This is a genomic window from Bradyrhizobium sp. Mp27 (assembly GCF_029953005.1).
Taxonomy (GTDB): Bacteria; Pseudomonadota; Alphaproteobacteria; order Rhizobiales; family Xanthobacteraceae; genus Bradyrhizobium; species Bradyrhizobium barranii.
This window is the reverse complement of sequence record NZ_JASAUS010000144.1, coordinates 1-19,047: the sequence shown is the minus strand read 5'-3', so window position 1 is coordinate 19,047 and position 19,047 is coordinate 1. Positions and strand designations below refer to the sequence as shown.

Sequence of the window (19,047 nt, the reverse complement as noted above, 5' to 3'; positions counted from 1 at the left end):
GCTTCAACAAACGCGCCTACAAAGGACGAAATGTCATCGAACGCTGCTTTTGCAGGCTCAAGGACTTCCGGCGCATCGCCACGCGATATGACAAGCTCGCCCGTAATTTTTTGGCCGCTGTTCATCTCGCCGCTCTCGTCGCATATTGGCTCAATTGAGTCTGGACCCTAGCAGCCTCGACCGCGTTTTTGACGGTTTTTTCACGCCTGCCCTGACGAGCCGCTCACCGCCGTCCTCTAGAAAGGAGACAACGCGCTACCCGGCGCACATTTGAAAAGGCACAAACACGTGACCCTGATTTCCCTATCCACATCAAGCCTCGCGGCGCCCTTCGGGCGCCGAGGCATTCCGCTGCTTCTCGCGAGGTTCCGGCGCCTGCTGAACGGTTGGATCGCCGCCGCCATTGCCCATCACGAGCGCCGGGCGGCGCTCGCCGCCCTGCGCCCGCTGGACGACCGGGCGTTGAAGGATGTGGGTCTCTATCGCGGCCCGTTCGATGACCTCATCGAACGCGCTGCTCGGTCTCGATGGAGCCGCTTCCGGCAGGCGTGAGACGACCACATCAGTTCAATTCGATCCTCGCCAAAGACCAGGAGAAGATGATGTCTATCACGATTCAAAACGGGCCAGGTACAGCACCCACTCGCCCCTTCGCGCTGGCGATGAAGTCCGCGGCCCTCGTCTACGGGACCAGTGCCTATTTGATCTTTCTGGGCACGTTCCTCTATGCCATCGGCTTCGTCACGCAATATATCGTGCCCAAGACCATCGACACCGGCGCGCCGACCTCGCTAACCAACGCGCTCGCCATCAATCTGCTGTTGCTATCGACCTTCGCGGTTCAGCATAGCGGCATGGCGCGGCAGGGGTTCAAGCGGCTGTTCGCGCGCTTCGCTTCGCCGGTCATCGAGCGCTCCAGCTACGTGCTGCTGGCAAGCCTGACGCTCTTGCTGCTGTTCTGGCAATGGCAACCGATTCCGACGGTCATCTGGAACATCGAGTCTCCCGCCTTGGCCGGGCTCGTGATTGCGGGCGAGTTCCTGGGCTGGCTGATTGTGCTCTACAGCACATTCCTCATCAGCCATTTCGAACTGTTCGGCTTGACACAGGTTATCAGCCATTTCGCCGGCCGGCTCACCGCGCCCGTCAAGTTCAAGACGCCGGGCCTGTATCGCTTCATCCGCCACCCGATCTATCTGGGGTTCATCATCGCCTTCTGGTCGACACCGGTGATGACGCTCGGACACCTGATGTTCGCATCAGTGACAACGGCCTATATCTTCGTCGGCATCTGGCTCGAGGAGCGCGATCTGGTGGCGCTCTTCGGCGACGAGTACCGAAAGTATCGGAAGCGCGTCGCGATGCTGTTGCCGGGCCTTTTCTGAAAGGCACCATCGTGACCGGGCAGGATTTGATCGATCGTGCAAAAGCCTTCGTCGCGGCAGTCGCTGCGGCGAAGCCCCGCCAGACCGTCGAGGCCTTTTATGCCGATGATATCGTGCAGGAGGAATTTCCAAACCTTCTCCTGCCGCAGGGCGCAGTGCGCGATTTCATCAACTTGCGAGCGTCTTACGACAGATCCCGTTACATCCTTGCCTCGCAATCGTTCGAAATCGTCAACGCCCTTGCGTCAGGCAATTGCGTGGTGATGGAGACGATCTGGACTGCAACACTGGCGGTCGGCGTCGGCAAGCTTGCTCCCGGCGACACTATGCGCGCCCGTTTTGCGCAGTTCTTCGAATTCCGTGACGGGCTGATCTTCAGGATTCGCAACTACGATTGTTTCGAGCGAATCTAGTCCGTAGGGTGAGTTACGCCTGTCGACTGCGCTTCGCACGGCCGAAAGGCTAATCCACCCTGCAGGCCGTCATGCCAACCGTTCGATCACGAGATCGAGCAGCGCGCGCAGGCGCGCCAGGCGCCTGAGATCGCGGTGATAGCCGACATACGTGTCGCGGCCGGGCGGCGTGGCGCCGATGTCGAGCGCGACGAGACGGCGGTCGCAGTCGCCGAGGGGGCGTGGCAGCACGGCGAACCCGCCGCCGCCGGCACACAGCTCCGCCTGCGCCTGCCGGTTGTTGCTGCGCGAGGCGATCTCCGCATTCGGCAGCGTGCGCTTCAACCAGATCGCATCTGGCATGTCGGCGAATTCGGCATTCATGGTGACGACGCGGGCGCCGCTGCCGTCGCCGGCGCGCGGCGGCTTGCTGCCCTTCCTGCCCTTCCTGCCATACAGCGCGTAGGGAATGTAGAGCAGTTTTCTCGAGATCACCTCGGGCTCACTGAACGGCTTGATGCGGAAGACGAGATCGGCCTCGCGCCGCGGCAGGCTGTAGAGGCGCGCGTCGGTCAGGAGCTCGACGGTCACCTTGGGATGGCGCTTGCCGAAGGCGGCGATGACCGGCGACAGCATCACCGTGCCGAACCAGTCCGACGACGACAGGCGCAGCATGCCGTCGAGCTGCGTCTCCGCACCCGAGGCGTGGCGCTGAAGCGCGAGCGCCTCCTCCTCGATCCGCTCGGCATGGCGCAGCACGGCGGCGCCCTCGTCGGTCAGCACAAAACCATCGGCGGTACGCTGGAACAGCGTTTGTCCCAGCGCGGTTTCGAGCGCGCGAAGCCGCCGCCCCATCGTCGGCTGGGTCTGGCCGATCTTGCGCGCGGCAGCTCCGAGCGTGCCTTCGCGCGCAATCGCCAGGAAGATGCGCAGATCGCTCCAGTCCATCGAAATGACCTCATACAGAAATGCACGATTATCGTACATTCTTGTTCCTTCTCATGCAAAAATTCATGGGCATATTGGAGGCCAACAACGGAGCAAGACGATCATGACGAGACAATCGACGATGCGGGCTGCGATCCTGGAGACCCACAACGCGCCGCTGCGCCTCTCAACCGTCTCCACGCCCGAGGTCGGGCCGCGCGAGGTGCTGGTGCGGGTGCATGCGAGCGGGGTCAATCCGCTCGACACCAAGATTCATGCCGGCGCGGCAGCACATGCGCGTCATCCGCTGCCCGCCATTCTCGGAATCGATCTCGCCGGCGTGGTCGAGCAGACCGGGCGCGACGTGACGCGGTTCAAGCCGGGCGACGAGGTCTATGGCATGACCGGCGGCGTCGGCGGCGTGCCGGGATCGCTCGCCGAGTTCGCCGCGGTCGATGCCGACCTGCTGGCGCCCAAGCCCGCCAATCTCAGCATGCGCGAAGCGGCCGCCCTGCCGCTGACCTTCATCACGGCCTGGGAAGGCCTGATCGATCGCGCGGCGCTGAAGGCCGGCCAGAAGGTTTTGATTCATGGCGGTGCCGGCGGCGTCGGCCATGTCGCGATCCAGATCGCGCGCGCCATCGGAGCAGACGTGTTCGCGACGGGCTCGGCAGCGCAGCGCGCCACCATCGAAGGCTTTGGCGCTGTGTTCATCGACCGCGGCACTGCGATCGAAGCTTACGTTGCAGAGCATACCGGCGGCCGCGGCTTCGACATCGTCTACGACACCGTCGGCGGCAAGGTGCTCGATGCCTCCTTCGAAGCCGTGCGCCGTTTTGGCCACGTGGTGAGCGCGCTGGGCTGGGGCACGCACGCGCTTGCGCCGCTGTCGTTCCGCGCCGCCAGCTATTCCGGTGTGTTCACGCTGCTGCCGCTGCTATCAGGCGAAGGCCGCGCGCATCACGGTGAGATCATGGCGGAGGCAACGCGCCTGGTTGAAGCCGGCAAGCTCGCGCCGCTGGTCGATGCAAGGCGCTTCACGCTGGAGAGTGTTGGCGATGCCTACGCTCTGATCCGGGATCACGCCGCCAAGGGCAAGCTGGTCGTCGACATCTGAGGTGAGGCTCGTAGCCTGGATGGAGCGCAGCGTAATCCGGGGTTCTCGGCCAAGACACGCGAAGGTCCCGGATTACGCTTCGCTCCATCCGGGCTACGGAGGCGCGGCGCTTCGCGCTACGCGCAACTAGTCCTCGCTGGCCGCCGCAGAGCGATTGCGCAGGTAAGCCTGCGACAACAGGAAGAACAGTGCGCGCTCGCCATGATATTTGGCGGACGGCCGGGTGCGCTCGAAGCCATCGGCAAATATCTTGCCGGACTGGCACACCTGCCATCGCCAGCCAAACCGCTTACGCCTGGTGATGATCACTTCAAACATGCCGACGGGCTTGGTCCCCTGCTTCTGCCGGTCTCGCAAGTCATGCGCCTGCTCCGGCCTCCCCCGTTAGACGGATGCCCGACATATAGCGCAGCAGGACGGAAAGAGAATAAAATTGATTATCGGAAATCCGTATCTTCCACCGGCTATGACGAAGTCGCGACGCTTGCGGAATAAGCCTGTGCTGGCGGTGTTAATCGATTCCTTCAACGCTGCTTGCAACGCTGCTTGGTAGCGCTAGCAAAGGTATTCAAGCCGGAACACAAGACGCGTATGCCCGGTAAGCGAACGCTCACCGGACAATCACGCCGCAGCTCAGCGGCCGACTCGCGCCTGGAGATGCGCAGGATAGCGGTCGCCCTGCACGGCGACCTTGGACAGCACCCCTGCGATTGCAGTGAGATCCGCGTCCGACAGCGTCACCGCAGCCGCGCCGAGATTTTCCTCGAGCCGGTGCAGTTTGGTGGTGCCGGGGATCGGCACGATCCACGGCTTCTGCGCGAGCAGCCAGGCCAACGCGATCTGCGCCGGCGTCGCCTTCTTCGTTGGGGCGATCTCGCCGAGCAGATCGACGAGGGTCTGATTGGATTTGCGTGCGCTGGATGAGAAGCGCGGCACGATGTTGCGGAAGTCGCTCGCATCGAACGTCGTGCTCTCGGTGATCGCGCCGGTGAGAAAACCCTTGCCGAGCGGGCTGAACGGAACGAAGCCGATGCCGAGCTCTTCCAGCGTCGGCAGGATCTCCTGCTCCGGCTCGCGCCACCACAGCGAATACTCGCTTTGCAATGCGGTCACGGGCTGCACCGCATGGGCGCGGCGAATGGTCTGCGCACCCGCCTCCGACAGGCCAAAATGCAGCACCTTGCCGGCCTGGATCAGATCCTTGACCGCGCCCGCGGTCTCCTCGACCGGCACGTCGGGATCGACGCGGTGCTGGTAGAACAGATCGATGCGATCGGTCTTGAGCCGCTTCAGCGCTGCCTCCGCCACCGCCTTGACGTTGGCGGGCCGGCTGTCGAGCCCGGCCTCGACCTTGCCGCCCTTGAAGCCGAACTTGGTGGCGATCACGACCTTGTCGCGGAATGGCTGAAGCGCCTCGCCGAGCAGCTCCTCGTTGGCAAAGGGCCCATAGGCCTCGGCGGTGTCGAAGAAGGTCACACCGCGCGCGACCGCAGTCCTGATCAGCGCGATCGCCTGCGACGTCTCGGTCGCCGGGCCATAACCGTAGCTCAGGCCCATGCAGCCGAGGCCGAGGGCCGAGACCTCGAGGCCGCTCTTGCCCAGTGTTCGCATCTGCATCGTCAGCTCTCCCTCAAGTTCATGTTCGGCAGCGAATTTAGGCCACGCGCCGGCCTGCGATTAGATGATAAAATCGGTATGTACTGATGAGATGGATTCATGAATGACCCGCACCAACGTCAATGACCTCCTGGCCTTCCTTGCGGTTGCGCGCGAGCGCAGCTTTACCCGCGCGGCAGCCCAGCTCGGCGTGTCGCAGTCGGCGCTCAGCCACACTGTGCGCGGCCTGGAGGAACGGCTCGGCCTGCGGCTGCTCACCCGCACCACCCGCAGCGTCGCGCCAACGGAAGCCGGCGAACGTCTGCTCCGCAATGTCGGGCCGCGCTTTGCGGAGATCGACGCAGAGCTGTCGGCGCTGACCGCGCTCCGCGAGACGCCGGCGGGCACCGTCCGCATCACCACCGGCGAGCACGCCGCGCAGACGGTGCTGTGGCCGGCGCTCGCAAAGCTGCTGCCGCGCTACCCCGATATCAAGGTCGAGCTCGTCGTCGACTATGGCCTGACGGACATCGTCGCCGAGCGCTACGATGCCGGCGTGCGCCTCGGCGAGCAGGTCGCCAGGGACATGATCGCGGTGCGGATCGGGCCGGAGATGCGCATGGCCGTGGTCGGCGCGCCCGCCTATTTCGCCGCGCGGGGCAAGCCGAAGCTGCCGCAGGATCTCACCGAGCACAATTGCATCAACCTCCGCCTGCCGACCTATGGCGGGATCTATGCCTGGGAGTTCGAGAAGCGCGGACGCGCGATGAAGGTGCGGGTCGACGGCCAGCTCGTGTTCAACACCGGCCTGCTCAGGATGAATGCCGTGCTGGCGGGGCTTGGCCTTGCCTATATCCCCGACGATCTCGTCAAGCGCGAGATCGCCGACGGCCGGCTGATCCGCGTGCTCGCCGACTGGTGCACACCGTTTGCGGGCTATCACCTCTATTATCCGAGCCGTCGGCAGCCGACGCCGGCGTTCGCCGTGCTGGTGGAGGCGCTGCGCTATCGGAAGTGACGGGGCGAGCTCTCGTGCCCCGGACGCAGCGCAGCGCTTCTTCAGCGGTGCGCTGCTGAGCCGGGGCCTATAGAGCGGCACATCATTCTGTGAGAGATGGGTCCCGGCGGAGCGGCATTGCATGCCGCCCCGCGTCCGGGACACGAGACTAGCGCGCGACCACTTCCACTTCGCCGTCGACGCCGTTGACGACGTTGAAGCCGCGCTCGTAGACCTTGCCCTCGTTCTTGGCGATGGCGCGGTATTCGCCCTCGGAGAGCACGACGCGCGGGAAGGCGCCAATCGATTCCTTGATGACGTCGCCGCCGGGGGTCAGCACCGACCAGGCGGTGTTGGCGAGCGCCTCGCCGCCCCTGTCGCTGACGAGCTTCAGCGTGATCACGGCGGCGCGATGGGTGATGGTGACGTCGGTGAGCTTGCCGGCCTGGACGCGGATGTCCGAGCGCACCACCGAATTGGCGTCGCCATAATTGGAGATGATGTAGTAGGTGCCCTCCGGGATCAGCACGACGTCGCCGGCGGCGACGTTCGGGACCAGCGAGGCGCGCTCGCCGGACTCGAACTGGCTGCCCTTGTAGATCGCGAACGAGATCTGGTTCTGCGGAATGCGGCTGGTGCCGACGCGCCCCTCGATGCGCAGGCCGCCGGCCGGCAGCACGAAGGATTCGCGGTCGGTCTCGGCCTTCAGGCTGACGGTTCGCACCGCACTGACGAGGCCGAAGGCGACATGCACGACGTAATTGCCCGGCGGCAGCACGATGTTCGGCGTGGCGTTCCGATCCTCGCGGATCAGCTTGAAGGTGCCGTTCTCGTCAGGACGGTCGGCAAACACGCGCCAGACCAGGCCGCTGGTGATCGCGGGTGTGTCCTTGCCGTATTTCGCGGTCAGCGACAGAACGCCCTGGCCGGGCACGGCCGCGTTGAGCGGCGGGGCCGCCGGCACGGTGCTGACCGCGGGCGGCGGCATGCTGGGCGTGTTCGGCTGCAGCAGGGTCGGCGGCAGGCTCGGCGGCGCAGCGCCCGGGCCTGAGGGGGGCGCAAGGCTGACGGCGCCGCCCGGATCGGGCACCGAGGCGGGCGGCACCGGGGGCGGCCGATCGGAGAAAAGCTGCGCCCGCGCTGCATTTTGACCAAGGATAGAGAGGCAGGCAGCAAGGATCAGGGTCGGCAGCAGCGATGTGCTGCGCCGCCATCCGATGATGCCGTCACCCCCGAGAGTCATGCCACCTGCTTTTCACCGAAAACGCGGCAAATTCAAGCCTCCGAATCCCCGGGGAATACGGCCGGATACAGTTCTTTGGAACCCGGTTGACGCCTGCGTGATTAAACGGGAGGCAGCCGCTCCTCGCCACACTCCTGCCCCCTGCTTCCCGAACGGTATAAACCATGCTTTGCCCTCGTTCTGGCGGAGCGGAAGTACGGCGCCTACTCTGCTGTGAGGGCTGGCCCGGGGTAGGAGGGTTTCGGTGCTTGATATCTTGAAGGGTCGGGGCGCGAACGGCTCCAATGGAGAGAAGGTCGGTCTTGGCAGCGTGCGTCGGCCGGTCATTGGCCTCGCGCTGGGCGGTGGCGCGGCGCGCGGCTTTGCCCATATCGGCATCCTCAGAACCCTGGCCGCCAATGGCATCGTGCCTGACGTCGTGGTCGGCACCTCGATCGGCGCCGTGGTCGGCGGCCTCTATGCGGCCGGCCGACTCGATACGCTGCAGGAGTGGGGACGCAGCCTGCAGGGGATGCGCAACATCCTCGGCTATCTCGACATCCGACTGAGCGGCTCCGGCCTGATCGGCGGTGAGAAGCTGGCGACACGGCTCGAGGATGCGGTCGGCCAGACCCTGATCGAGGATCTTCCGATCAAGTTCGCCGCCGTCGCAACCGAGGTCCGTACCGGCCACGAGATCTGGCTGACGCGCGGCCGCGTGGTCGACGCCATGCGCGCCTCCTACGCGCTGCCCGGCATCTTCTCGCCGGTCCTGATCGGTGACCGCTGGCTGGTCGACGGCGCGCTGGTGAATCCGGTGCCGGTCTCGGCCGCCCGCGCGCTCGGCGCCGAAATCGTCATCGCCGCAAATCTTTCCAGCGACATCTTCACCCATTCCACGACGATCTATTCGCACGGCGCGGTGCCCGAGACGGTCCCGCCGGCGGCCGAGGCGACCACGGCGAAGCGGCGCTTTCCGCGATTGTTCTCGCCCGAGAAAACCATGAAGCGCGAGTTCTTCGGCGGCGCCGGACGGCCCGGCATCTCCTCGGTGATGGTCGACGCCTTCAACATCATGCAGGACCGCATTACCCGCGCGCGCCTCGCCGGCGATCCGCCCGATCTCCTGATCACGCCGCGGGTCGGTCATTTCGGCTGGTTCGACTTCCACCGCGGCGAGGATCTGATCGCGCACGGCACCCGCGCCGCCGAGCGCGCGCTGGAGTCGATCCAGGAGGCGATCGAGGTGCTCGCGCCGGCGCCCGCGGGCAACGCGCCCAAGACGGGCGAGCCCAAGGCAGACGAATGAGGCCGGCGAGTAAGGCCGCTCAGGCCGTCTTGATGTAGTCGCGCAGAGCTTCCTGCTCGGCCTCGTATTCCTGGACGCGGCGCTTGACGATGTCGCCGATCGAGATCAGGCCCACCACCTTGCCGCCGTCGACGACGGGCAGATGGCGGAACTTGCGGGTGGTCATCGTCTCCATCAGCTCGGCGACCGTGTCGGTCTCCTTGCAGGTCACGACCTTGCGGGTCATGACCTGAGAGACCGGCTCCTCCAGCGCGCCGGCGCCGCGCTCGCCGATCACGCGCACGATGTCGCGCTCGGACAGGATGCCTTCGAGCCGGCTCTGGTTCATCACCAGCACCGCGCCGATCTTCTTCTCGCCGAGCAGTTTGACCGCGGCAGCCAGCTTGGCGTCGGGCTCGACGCTCATGATCTGGTGGCCCTTGGTGTTGAGAATGGAACGTACCGTCATTGTCGGCCTCCCTGAATCGGATCCGTCCGCATTTCGCGGTCCGGACTTGTTCGTCGAGTCTTCAACTAACAGTTTAGGCGCCGGTTGCACGCTGAGGCGCTCTGCGAAGCATCGCCGCTAGCGGCTTGTCGCTTCGGAACATTCTTGTCGGAAATGATGGATGAATTCGGGCGGCGCCGCAAGCGCCGCTTCAAATGCGGTTTGAAATGTCCTGTGATGACGCATCCGCAGCATCGTTTCGCACGCGCGGCACGGGATCGAACAGCGCGAACAGCAGAAGGCCCGCGAAGAAGCCGCCGATATGCGCCTGCCAGGCGACGCTCGTGGTTTCGGAATCGACGCCGATCGCGCCGACGCCGAAGATGATGTTGACGCCGAACCAAACGGCGAGGAACCCGACCACCCGCCCGTCGCGGAGTGCACGCGACAGTGGCAGTGCCGGAACCCTTGCGGCGGTATCGGCGTCTGATCGGTTGAACGACAGGAAGCTGCCGCGGACAAAGGCAAAGCGGATCGCCGCCGCCATCGCGCCGGACACCGAGGCCGAGGCGCCGATCATCGGCGCCACCGCGTGCTCATGGGTGACGAGATGGGCGAGCGCGCCGGCCGCTGCCGTCACCGCGAGAAACAGGAAGAACCTGATCGCACCAAAGCGCCGCGCCAGCGCGCTGCCGAACGGCAGCAGCCACAGCACGTTGAAGCCGAGATGGGTCAGATTGGCATGCAGCAGCGAATAGGTGACGAAGGTCCAGACCTTGGCGCCGGCTCCGCCGGGGATTTGCAGATTGAGCAGCGAGGAATCGTAGCGCTTCGGGATGAAGCCGAAGACGTCGATGGTCCAGTTCTCGAGTTCCGGCGGCAGCAGCACCCGTAGATGGATCACCGCCAAAAGAAGGATATAGGCGGTCAGCGCGATTGGCAGCGTCAGGATCGGCTCGCGCGGAGCTTCCTCGACGGCAGCCGGTGGCTCAGGCGGAGAATCTTGCGGGGAATCCAAGGCAGCTTCGCTTTCAGGCGCGATCGGAGCGACAGGCTTAACGACAGGCCTTGGAGATAGTCGCCTTTGCCGGCCTTGCGCAAGTGCACAAAAGGAAAAGGCAGGGCCCTGGGAAAGCCCTGCCTATCCGTGTCGGTCTTCCGGTACCCAGAGGAATAAGGTGTATCCCCACCCCTCCCCGCGGCCCGTGACCAAACTGTTTGACGCCCGTGTACAGGCCCCGCCGAAAACCTGGATGAAAGCGGCGAGGCTTGCGACCGCGATCACCATAGCAGCCGGGCGCCGGACGGAAAGCGCATAGTTAATTTAACGTTAACGACGCAAAGACAGCCTCGGGAGGCCCTAAAACGCCTCCACGGCATGGACGCTGCAAATCCCCTCCTGCACAACAATGAAAGGGATCGCGGGTGCACTGAAGCGGGACAGGTCTGTCCCGTGAGCTAGCGCCCCGGGGTAAGCGTTCAGTCATGAAACATCCGTCGAGCCGCGCATTCTTCGCGTATTGGGACAAGAAGCGCGGCACTGCGCGGGCCCCTGATCGGGCCGATATCGATCCGGGCGCGGTCCGCGGCCTGCTCGGCGATATCTTCGTGCTGTCCTGCGAACAAAACCTCGGCTTCCCGTTCCGCGTCGCCGGCACGCGCGTCTGCGCGCTCGCGGGGCTCGACCTCAAGGACCAGAGCTTTGCGGCGCTGTTCACCGAGGCCAGCCGCAGCGAGATCGAGGAGATCACCACGATCGTCGCCGACGAGACGCTAGGCGCGATCGCCGGCATCACCGCCGCGCGCGAGGATGGCAGCAAGGCGCATCTCGAGCTGCTGCTGCTGCCCTTCAACGCCCGCCCGCATACGCCGGTGAGTGTCACCGGCGTGCTCGCACCGTTCAACGACGAATGTAGCGCGTTGTCCGCATTCGCCCTCACCTCCTGGCGCTATCTGCATCAGCCGGAGAAGCTGCTGCCGCGCGCAATCCGCAAATTGCAGATCGCACGCGGGCTGATGGTGTATGAGGGGCTGAGGTAGTTTTCGTTTCGACGAGGGCGAACGCCGCGACCTCGATGCAGCCTCTCACCAGGACGATACAACCATGTCCGACATCATCAGTTTCGGTACGCTTCAGCTCCGCTTCCTGCACAGCAAGGACGACACCGGCGGCAGCGTCGACATCTTCGAAATGACGCTCCAGCCGAATGCGCGGATGCCGATCCCGCATTATCACGACCGCTGGGACGAAACGATCTACGGGCTGTCCGGCGTATCGACCTGGACGATCGACGGCAAGCAGAACGATCTCGGCCCCGGCGAATCGGTCTTCATCAAGCGCGGCATCGTGCACGGCTTCACCAACCGTTCGACGGGACCGGCAACATGCCTGTGCATCCTGAGCCCCGGGGTGCTGGGCCCGCAATATTTCACGGAGATGGCCGCGCTCCTGTCGGCCGGCGCGCCACCCGATCCCGCGAAGATGAAAGAGACGATGCTGCGCTACGGACTGGTGCCTGCGCCGGCCGCGTGAGCCAGGCTCGCGATCCATCATTGGAACTTTACCTGCTGCTGGACGTTTAGCTGTTTGCCGGGCACGTGCCTGCACGGCAACGCGGCTCGGCCGGAGACGATGCGTTTGCTCGCCGCCGGGCCTCCGTCGAGGGACGATTCCCCGTGATGGAGCACGCGACCAGAGTTGGTAATCGCCTGTTAGCTGCATTACCGCCGGCCGACTTCGCTTTGCTCGCACCGTATCTCCGGAAAGTACCGCTCCAGCACGATGCAGTCCTGGTTCGATCGGGCGACCGGGTCGAGCACCTTTGCTTCCCGTGCAGCGGCGCGATCGCCCTCATCATGGAGTTGCCGAACGGCCAGACGGCCGCGACCGCCGTGATCGGCAACGACGGCGTCGTCGGCCTCATGACGGCGCTCGGCCCCGTCCGATCCCCCCTGACGGCGGTTGTCCGCGTGGCCGGGACCGCACTGCAGATATCGCCCGCGCGATTTCAAGCGACGCTCGAACGCAGTCCCGCCCTCGCAAGCGCGGTTCAGATCGTCACCAGGGCGATGATGACGCAATTCCTGCACGTCGCGGCCTGCAATGCACTGCACTCCGTCGAGGCCCGGCTGGCCCGCTGGCTGCTTCACATTCACGATCGGACGGAGGGCAGTCGTAACGTCCTGCACCTGACGCAAGAGACCTTGTCGGAATTGCTCGGCGTCCGGCGGACCACCGTCACGCACGTCGTGAGCGCACTTCGAACCTCAAGGGCCCTGAAATCCAGTCGGCGCGGCCAACTCGAGATCGATCGGCCGCGACTCGAGGTCGTCGCCTGCGAGTGCTACAAGGTGATGAGCCGCAGGATCGACCGGATCGTTTCGCAGGATGCCGTCAGGCTGCTTCACACCGCGCCCGCGCGGAACGGCTGCCCGCCCCCGGACTTCCCGTTCGCCAAGACCGTTTCATAGACCCAGGCCTCCCTGGCGAACCACTCATGCGTCGCCGCGCACATCCCGCAATATGTGCGCGAGAAGAACACCGTACTGCACCGAAATCTTTCGCGATCCATCTCGATGCCCGTCGGAATGGCGTGGCCCGTTTCCGGGCATTTGATCATCACCATACCCATCCTGACTTCCTCCAGCTTGCTCCAGCTTGGCATCACCTCACGGCAAGGCTTCTCACGGCAAGGCTTCGCCGCCTCGGCTGGACTGCGTCCCTTCTGGCGAGGACGCTCGTCCAGCCGATCCACGCGGCCAGTAGCCTCGGCTCAAGCAGCCCTGTGCAGAACCAGGTTGAAACTCTTCTTGATCGGCTCGGCCGTCTCGCTTGCGACCTTCTGGGCGAGGTCCCAAAGCTCCCGGTTTTGGCGAGAAGCCGCTTCAAGGGTCTTGCGGTTGTGGGTGGTGGAGAGGTTCACGACCTCCGCAAACGACCTCGCATCCGCAAGCTGGGACAGGAACTCCAGCGCGGAGCTGGTATTGATGTTTGATATTTCGATGACCTTGGTGCCGTAATCGGCGGCACGCGTGGCATTGGTCGAACAGGCTTCGCGGAGAGCTTCGGTGACCTCCTCGGAAGCCGCCCTCATCCGCTCTAAATTTGCCTTGGCCCGCGCGGCGCCTTGCTCGGCGAGATCGCCGAAGATCGCCTGGAAGTTGAAAAATGGCATGTCGAACCTGGGCATTGCACCGCCATTCGCCGTCCCGTTCAGCGCAGTGGCGTTCGTCTCGGCTTTCAGATTGGCATCATTCATGGTCATTCATTCCCTCACGCGAAACCAGATAATGGATTGAAGACTCCCAGAAGCTCCCAGGTGCGGACCGCACCGGGAAACCAGTGCCCCTACTCTCAAATGGAGGGATGCTGCTGCCGATATGCCGCTTTCGCCCCCGCCGGGACCAACTATGACCAACCAAAATCGGGCCTTCGGTTCGCTTTCGGACTCTCGACTTGAATAAATTCGATTCAAGCGACGGCGCGCCACGGGCGGCATTCTTACTTCTTTGAAGTTGTCGCGATTAGTTCCGCCAATTTGAGATCAGTCCGGCGAGCGGTTCGGAGACGCCGGTGCCGGTGGCCCTTCTCCGGGGTGCGCGGCGAGGATTCGGCCGTTTCCGGATGGCGCCCTGTCATTGATTGATTGCGAGTTGATGGAGCCGCACCGCAGCGCACCGCATTGAACGTTACGTCGCATCGCCAATACGGCGCTGCGCTGCGTCCGAGGCAAAAGACCGGTGGCATCTCGTCAGTGTCAGACACCACCTCGCATTGCCGCAGCGGATTGTCCGCTCACGGCATCGCCAGATGCCAGGCGCCGTTCAGAAAGCCATCGCCGGTGATGTCGCCGGGCTTCTGGTCCTTGGCGAAGGTGTAGAGCGGCTTGCCCTTGTAAGCCCACTGCCTGGATCCGTCGTCGCGCGTGATGACGGTGTAGCCGTCTCCCGCGGCATCGCTCGCCTCGGCCTTCAGCACCGGCCAGTTTGTCGCACAAGGACCGTTGCAGGCCGACTTGCCGTCCGCATCCTTGTCGAAGGTGTAGAGCGTCATGCCCTTGGCGTCGGTGAGCACGTTGCCCTTGTCGGTCTTGCCGGTCTTGGTCGGCGGCGCGGCGAAGGCGGCGGGGATGATGGCGAGCGATACGGCGAGCGTGAGCGCGAGGCGGATCGAGGACGTCATGGGTTCTCCTGTCATGCAATTGGCTTGCATGTGGTAGGACGCCGCGCAACGCTTCGTATTCCTGCGACGCCGGCAAAGATATTTTTCGCTGCGCGCATCGTCGCGACGGAATAAACTGAATGGGTGAGACCGACCAACGGACCGACATGAGCAAGCCGCACTGGCGTCCCGCGCGCACCTCCGACCTGGTCGCGATCAGCGCGATCGCAGCGCGGATCCATCCTGATCTCCCTGAGAGTCCCGACGTGTTCGCGGAGAAGATACGGCTCTATCCCGATGGCTGCCGTCTGCTTATCGCCGACGAAGAGATCGCCGGCTACGGACTCGCGCATCCGTGGAAGCAGCACCGGATTCCACCGCTCAACGGCTTCCTGCAAAAATTGCCCGATGATGCGGATTGTCTCTACGTGCACGACGTCGCCGTGCTGCCCGATTTCCGCGGTGGTATCGCGCCCGATTATATTGCCGATATCGAGAAGCTGGCGCGCGCATCACACATCACAACGCTCGCGCTGGTCTCGGTCTACGCCACGCGGCCGTTATGGGAGCGTCTCGGCTTCCGGCCCGTCGCGGCGGATGCGGAGGCGCGCGCAAAGCTCGCCTCCTATGGCGAAGGCGCGACCTACATGCTTCGCGACCTCGCTGCGACATAACGTCCCCGCCCGGCTCACGCGCGCGTGAAGCCGCCCCTCGAACCGCCTTCGATCACCCCCCGTCGAAGGTGTGCGCGGGCCGTTCTGGTCTCGCCGAACCGAGACTGGAGAATTTCCGTGAAACTCACATTGTCGAAAGTTGCTTTGATTGCATTCGCTGCAGCGGTCCCGTTCAGCGCAACCAGTGCCAACGCGGCGCAGGTCCGGACCTACGGCTGCGATTCCGCCTTCTTCGAGGGCTGCGGTATCCTGGTCGAGACGCCGACCCCGGCTGGCAGAAGCCGCGTCAACCTCACTCACGACACCTCGCCCATCTACATGAAGCAGACCGACCCCCGCTACAGCTCGTCGATGCGTGATGCCGGCGGTGGCGGCGGCGGCGGAGGTGGCGGCGGCGGCGGCGGCGGCCGCTGAGTTCGCAGCTGACTTTTCAGATGATGTCGCCGGCGCAATCCGGCGGCATCATTGCTGTCTGCAGGTCAGGCGCAGTTCAGCCCCGATGCTTTTTCTTCGCCTTCTTTTTTCCAGGCGCGCCCTTCAGCGGCCACGGCGTGACTGCCGGCTCGGCATGGCCAGGCTTGTTCTTGTGCTTCTTTTTCTTTCCGAACGAAGGAGCATCGTCGAATTTCGGCCTGCGCTCGCCGTGAGCCTTGTCGCGGGGCTTGAATCCAGCTGCATCGCGCGGGCGATCGTCGCGACGTTCGCGATGATCGCTGTCGCCGCTCTCGCGCCGGGGCGGCCTTGACCGCTCTTCCGAAGGCGCCTGCCGCTGCGGCGCATCCGTCATCGGTTCGAGGCGGATATTGTCTTCCTTGTCCGGACGCTTGATCTTGGCAGCGAAGGATTCCGCGACCCGCTCGGAAATCTCGAACTCGGTCGTCGTGTCCATGATCTTGATGGCGCCGATGTCGCCCTTGTCGATGCCGCCGCGGCGGCAAATCATCGGCAAGAGCCAGCGTGCTTCCGCATTCTTTCTTCGTCCGATGTTGGCCCGGAACCAGACGCTGCCGTCCGCCATGCCGTGTTTCGCCGACGATTTTCCTGATTTGGGTCGAGGCCTTTCGGGGCGATCATCGCCGCGCGAAGTACGGGCATCGTCGCGCGGTGCGCGGACATTGTCGCGCCCGCGATCGTCGCGCGACCGGCCGGCTCGCTCGCCGGGATCGATGATGTCTTCGGGCGACGGCAGCCGTGCGCGATAGAGCCGCGCGAGTGCGGCTGCGATATCCTCGGCCGACCGCTCGGCCAGCAGCGCCTGCGCCAGCACCAGATCGTCCGCGGTCGTCTCCTCGGTGAACAACACGTCCTTCATGCGCTCGTGATCGAGCTTGCGGATTTCCTCCGCTTGCGGCGCGGTGCCCCAGACCGCCTCGATACCCGAGAGATTGAGCAGCAGCTCCGCGCGCCGCCGCCGCGCGGGCGGCACCAGCAGGACGCTTGTCCCCTTTCGACCCGCACGACCGGTGCGGCCCGAGCGATGCTGCATGACCTCGGCGTCGTTGGGCAGGTCGGCATGGATGACGAGGTCGAGGCTCGGCAGGTCGATGCCGCGCGCGGCGACGTCGGTCGCCACGCAGACGCGGGCGCGTCCGTCCCGGAGCGACTGGAGCGCCGTCGTACGCTCGTTCTGCGTCAATTCGCCTGATAGCGCGACCACGGAGAAGCCGCGCTCCAGCAGCGCCGCCTGCAGATGCCGGACGCCATCGCGCGTGCTGCAAAACACCAGTGCGCTCGGCGACTCGAAGAAGCGCAGCACGTTGACGACGGCATGTTCGACATCACCGGGAACGACCCGGATGGCGCGGTACTCGATGTCGGCGTGACCGCCTTCATCGCCGGCGACCTCGATCCGAAACGCCTGCTGCTGATATTGCTTGGCCAGCGCCACGATGCCGCGCGGGAACGTCGCCGAGAACAGCAAAGTGCGGCGTGTCTCCGGCGTGGTCTTGAGGATGAATTCCATGTCCTCGCGAAAGCCGAGATTGAGCATCTCGTCGGCCTCGTCGAGGACGACCACCTTCAATTCCGAGATGTCGAGACGGCCGCGCCGCAAATGATCGCAGAGCCGGCCGGGCGTGCCGACGACGATGTGAGCGCCCGCCGCAAGCTCGCGCTGCTCGCGCCGCGGATCCATGCCGCCGACGCAGGAGACGACCCGCCCGCCGGCATGTTCATACAGCCACGCCAATTCGCGCTGAACCTGCAAGGCGAGCTCGCGGGTGGGCGCCACGATCAGGGCGAGCGGCGCCCCGGCCTGCTCGAACCGCTCGGCATCGCCAAACAGATCCCTGGCCATGGCGAGGCCATAAGCGAGGGTCTTGCCGGAGCCGGTCTGGGCCGAAACCAGGAGGTCGCGGTCGGCGGCTTCGTCCGCGAGCACGGCGAGCTGGACGGGGGTGGGTGAATCATAGTTCCGCTCGGCCAAAGCGTGGGCGAGCGGCGGGGTCAGGGCCGGAAAAGACACGGGATGGAGAACCTTGGTTAATGTCAGGCGCGGAACGGTGAACCGGCGGACCTGAGTTGCGTGCGCGGCAAACGGCCCGGCCGCACGCTGGATGTGATCAGGGCGCTCTTTACGCCAAGTGCTCTGGAATCACCATGCCTATGATGCATGGCTTGAGGGAAAGAACCGCGCCTGAAGGTTGCAGCGGACGTTCGCGGCCACCTCGGCCGGTTAACGGATACGATCTTGCCGTGCCGGCCGTCCGATCCCAAATCGTGCCTCACGAGAGAGCAACGGGGTGAAACATGGCCGACAAGATATCGCTTGCCGACAAACTCGCGACCTTTGGGGATTTCTGGTCGCCGCGCACGGTCACGACCTTCAACGATTGCGACGTGATGGTGGTGAAGGTGAAGGGCGAGTTCACCTGGCACAAGCATGACGACACCGACGATTTCTTTCTCGTCCTGAAAGGCAGTCTGGACATCGAATTGCGGGATCGCACGGTGACGCTCGGTCCGGGCGAACTCTATGTCGTGCCCAAAGGGGTCGAGCATCGCCCGGTCGCACGCGAGGAGGTTCACCTCATGCTCATCGAGCCCACCGGCACCCCGAACACGGGCGACAAGGCCACCGCCGCAGCGCGCAAGCTCGCATAGCGACAACGCGCCTGCCCCTAATCCCTGGAGGTCACCAGCCTGCTGAAGCCGCCGACCAGCCTTGCTTTCGCCCTTACAACAGTGTCCCTCGCCGCGCGGCTCAGGGCGCGGATGGCGCGCCAGGCGTCGGTTGCCTGCAGCCACGCCTTCACCTCGGTGAACTTGCCGTACACCCAGGCGAACGCCGGAATCCGCATCAGCTTGTCGCGGGTGAGATGGAACAGGCGCTCGACCAGCACGAGCTTGAGCAGTTCGCCGATGATGAAAGTCACGGCGGCGCTCACGACCTGACCCGTTGCTGCGAGGTAGGCCGCCACCGGCTTGATCGGCTCCAGAATGATCACGGGCACGGAAAACAGGGCGAGCGAGGGATAGGGGGACAGCGACCTGATCCAGGCGCGCAACCACTTGAATTCGAAATGCCGACCAATCCAGCGTCCCATTGGCCTCGCCACGGCCATGAAGACCGCATCCACCAGAAAGTAGATGGCCGCCAGGATGTACGTAACGGGTTTCAGGATTCGTTTCAGGATTCGCTTCACGATACCTCTCCCGTAAAGTGAAAGCCGGAACCTGGGCCTAAGTTTCACTTCAACATGGATAGATCGGGGATTCCAGATGGAACTTTTTAGCCCGTCTTATTCGTAAGAGTGCGCCTGAGGGGTAAAGCGCTGATGCGGCGTAGGATTCGGTTGCGAAGCCAACCCCATCACCTCCAACCGCGAACGCCACGCCCGC

General features: G+C 64.5%; 23 protein-coding genes. 13 read left to right on the top strand and 10 right to left on the bottom strand.

What is annotated here, in order from left to right; all coding sequences use genetic code 11:
- The 4 genes from QJT78_RS40935 to QJT78_RS40920 form a co-directional block, all read left to right on the top strand.
- Positions 1–158 (top strand): transposase (locus QJT78_RS40935; protein WP_281460545.1); only part of this gene is annotated, 158 nt, incomplete at its 5' end.
- Positions 159–288: 130 nt separating this feature from the next.
- Entirely contained in the window at positions 289–552 is a 264-nt protein-coding gene (locus QJT78_RS40930) for a DUF1127 domain-containing protein (RefSeq protein ID WP_028150249.1), read from the top strand.
- Between the two features lie 110 nt (positions 553–662).
- Complete coding sequence (gene mddA, locus QJT78_RS40925; RefSeq protein WP_085965517.1) at positions 663–1,385, top strand: methanethiol S-methyltransferase; 723 nt, start codon at positions 663–665, stop codon at positions 1,383–1,385.
- Between the two features lie 11 nt (positions 1,386–1,396).
- Complete coding sequence (locus QJT78_RS40920) at positions 1,397–1,798, top strand: nuclear transport factor 2 family protein (RefSeq protein ID WP_038944930.1); 402 nt, start codon at positions 1,397–1,399, stop codon at positions 1,796–1,798.
- A 69-nt stretch (positions 1,799–1,867) separates the two neighbouring features.
- On the opposite strand, the gene QJT78_RS40915 is transcribed toward QJT78_RS40920, so the two are convergent.
- Positions 1,868–2,725 carry a LysR family transcriptional regulator gene (locus QJT78_RS40915; protein WP_038944932.1) on the bottom strand — a complete coding sequence of 286 codons (858 nt, stop codon included), beginning with the start codon at positions 2,723–2,725 and terminating at the stop codon, positions 1,868–1,870.
- Between the two features lie 103 nt (positions 2,726–2,828).
- Between QJT78_RS40915 and QJT78_RS40910 the strand changes: the two genes are divergently transcribed.
- Positions 2,829–3,821 (top strand): zinc-dependent alcohol dehydrogenase family protein, encoded by a 993-nt coding sequence (locus tag QJT78_RS40910; protein ID WP_309248373.1) that lies wholly within the window; start codon positions 2,829–2,831, stop codon positions 3,819–3,821.
- 126 nt (positions 3,822–3,947) lie between these two features.
- On the opposite strand, the gene QJT78_RS40905 is transcribed toward QJT78_RS40910, so the two are convergent.
- Positions 3,948–4,178, bottom strand: coding sequence for a hypothetical protein (locus QJT78_RS40905; protein WP_014494328.1), 231 nt, complete (start codon positions 4,176–4,178; stop codon positions 3,948–3,950).
- Between the two features lie 276 nt (positions 4,179–4,454).
- On the bottom strand, positions 4,455–5,438 hold the full coding sequence (locus QJT78_RS40900; RefSeq protein WP_038944933.1) for an aldo/keto reductase: 984 nt from the start codon (positions 5,436–5,438) through the stop codon (positions 4,455–4,457).
- Between the two features lie 103 nt (positions 5,439–5,541).
- Here QJT78_RS40900 and QJT78_RS40895 point away from each other — a divergent pair, with 103 nt between their 5' ends.
- Positions 5,542–6,435: a LysR family transcriptional regulator gene (locus QJT78_RS40895; protein ID WP_028150255.1), complete on the top strand. Its 894-nt coding sequence runs from the start codon at positions 5,542–5,544 to the stop codon at positions 6,433–6,435.
- 148 nt (positions 6,436–6,583) lie between these two features.
- On the opposite strand, the gene QJT78_RS40890 is transcribed toward QJT78_RS40895, so the two are convergent.
- Positions 6,584–7,657: a hypothetical protein gene (locus QJT78_RS40890; RefSeq protein WP_028150256.1), complete on the bottom strand. Its 1,074-nt coding sequence runs from the start codon at positions 7,655–7,657 to the stop codon at positions 6,584–6,586.
- A 244-nt stretch (positions 7,658–7,901) separates the two neighbouring features.
- On the opposite strand from QJT78_RS40890, the gene QJT78_RS40885 reads away from it, so the two are divergent.
- Complete coding sequence (locus tag QJT78_RS40885) at positions 7,902–8,945, top strand: patatin-like phospholipase family protein (RefSeq protein ID WP_028150257.1); 1,044 nt, start codon at positions 7,902–7,904, stop codon at positions 8,943–8,945.
- A gap of 19 nt (positions 8,946–8,964) precedes the next feature.
- On the opposite strand, the gene QJT78_RS40880 is transcribed toward QJT78_RS40885, so the two are convergent.
- Both QJT78_RS40880 and QJT78_RS40875 read right to left on the bottom strand, forming a co-directional pair.
- Positions 8,965–9,393, bottom strand: a complete 429-nt coding sequence (locus QJT78_RS40880; RefSeq protein ID WP_038944936.1) for a CBS domain-containing protein — start codon at positions 9,391–9,393, stop codon at positions 8,965–8,967.
- Between the two features lie 190 nt (positions 9,394–9,583).
- Positions 9,584–10,390 (bottom strand): rhomboid family intramembrane serine protease, encoded by an 807-nt coding sequence (locus QJT78_RS40875; RefSeq protein WP_028150259.1) that lies wholly within the window; start codon positions 10,388–10,390, stop codon positions 9,584–9,586.
- A 467-nt stretch (positions 10,391–10,857) separates the two neighbouring features.
- Between QJT78_RS40875 and QJT78_RS40870 the strand changes: the two genes are divergently transcribed.
- The 3 genes from QJT78_RS40870 to QJT78_RS40860 all read left to right on the top strand — a co-directional run bounded on the left by QJT78_RS40870 (position 10,858) and on the right by QJT78_RS40860 (position 12,843).
- On the top strand, positions 10,858–11,412 hold the full coding sequence (locus tag QJT78_RS40870) for a PAS domain-containing protein (protein WP_028150260.1): 555 nt from the start codon (positions 10,858–10,860) through the stop codon (positions 11,410–11,412).
- A gap of 64 nt (positions 11,413–11,476) precedes the next feature.
- The gene (locus QJT78_RS40865; protein WP_028150261.1) at positions 11,477–11,905 is read left to right on the top strand and encodes a cupin domain-containing protein; all 429 of its coding nucleotides are present in this window, start codon (positions 11,477–11,479) and stop codon (positions 11,903–11,905) included.
- Positions 11,906–12,048: 143 nt separating this feature from the next.
- The gene (locus QJT78_RS40860) at positions 12,049–12,843 is read left to right on the top strand and encodes a Crp/Fnr family transcriptional regulator (protein ID WP_063629853.1); all 795 of its coding nucleotides are present in this window, start codon (positions 12,049–12,051) and stop codon (positions 12,841–12,843) included.
- A 302-nt stretch (positions 12,844–13,145) separates the two neighbouring features.
- Here QJT78_RS40860 and QJT78_RS40850 read toward each other — a convergent pair whose 3' ends face one another.
- Both QJT78_RS40850 and QJT78_RS40845 read right to left on the bottom strand, forming a co-directional pair.
- A complete protein-coding gene (locus QJT78_RS40850; RefSeq protein ID WP_240537750.1) occupies positions 13,146–13,637 on the bottom strand; it encodes a phasin in 492 nt (163 codons plus the stop codon).
- Between the two features lie 530 nt (positions 13,638–14,167).
- Positions 14,168–14,554, bottom strand: a complete 387-nt coding sequence (locus QJT78_RS40845) for a hypothetical protein (protein WP_028154225.1) — start codon at positions 14,552–14,554, stop codon at positions 14,168–14,170.
- A gap of 146 nt (positions 14,555–14,700) precedes the next feature.
- On the opposite strand from QJT78_RS40845, the gene QJT78_RS40840 reads away from it, so the two are divergent.
- The gene (locus QJT78_RS40840; protein ID WP_038944941.1) at positions 14,701–15,207 is read left to right on the top strand and encodes a GNAT family N-acetyltransferase; all 507 of its coding nucleotides are present in this window, start codon (positions 14,701–14,703) and stop codon (positions 15,205–15,207) included.
- A gap of 117 nt (positions 15,208–15,324) precedes the next feature.
- Positions 15,325–15,621 (top strand): hypothetical protein, encoded by a 297-nt coding sequence (locus QJT78_RS40835; protein WP_038944942.1) that lies wholly within the window; start codon positions 15,325–15,327, stop codon positions 15,619–15,621.
- Positions 15,622–15,697: 76 nt separating this feature from the next.
- Here the strand turns inward: QJT78_RS40835 and QJT78_RS40830 are convergent, their stop codons facing one another.
- Positions 15,698–17,671 (bottom strand): DEAD/DEAH box helicase, encoded by a 1,974-nt coding sequence (locus tag QJT78_RS40830; RefSeq protein ID WP_028154228.1) that lies wholly within the window; start codon positions 17,669–17,671, stop codon positions 15,698–15,700.
- A 284-nt stretch (positions 17,672–17,955) separates the two neighbouring features.
- Here QJT78_RS40830 and QJT78_RS40825 point away from each other — a divergent pair, with 284 nt between their 5' ends.
- On the top strand, positions 17,956–18,309 hold the full coding sequence (locus QJT78_RS40825) for a cupin domain-containing protein (protein WP_028154229.1): 354 nt from the start codon (positions 17,956–17,958) through the stop codon (positions 18,307–18,309).
- A 17-nt stretch (positions 18,310–18,326) separates the two neighbouring features.
- Here QJT78_RS40825 and QJT78_RS40820 read toward each other — a convergent pair whose 3' ends face one another.
- The gene (locus tag QJT78_RS40820; RefSeq protein WP_240537751.1) at positions 18,327–18,851 is read right to left on the bottom strand and encodes a hypothetical protein; all 525 of its coding nucleotides are present in this window, start codon (positions 18,849–18,851) and stop codon (positions 18,327–18,329) included.
- Positions 18,852–19,047: the final 196 nt, after the last annotated feature.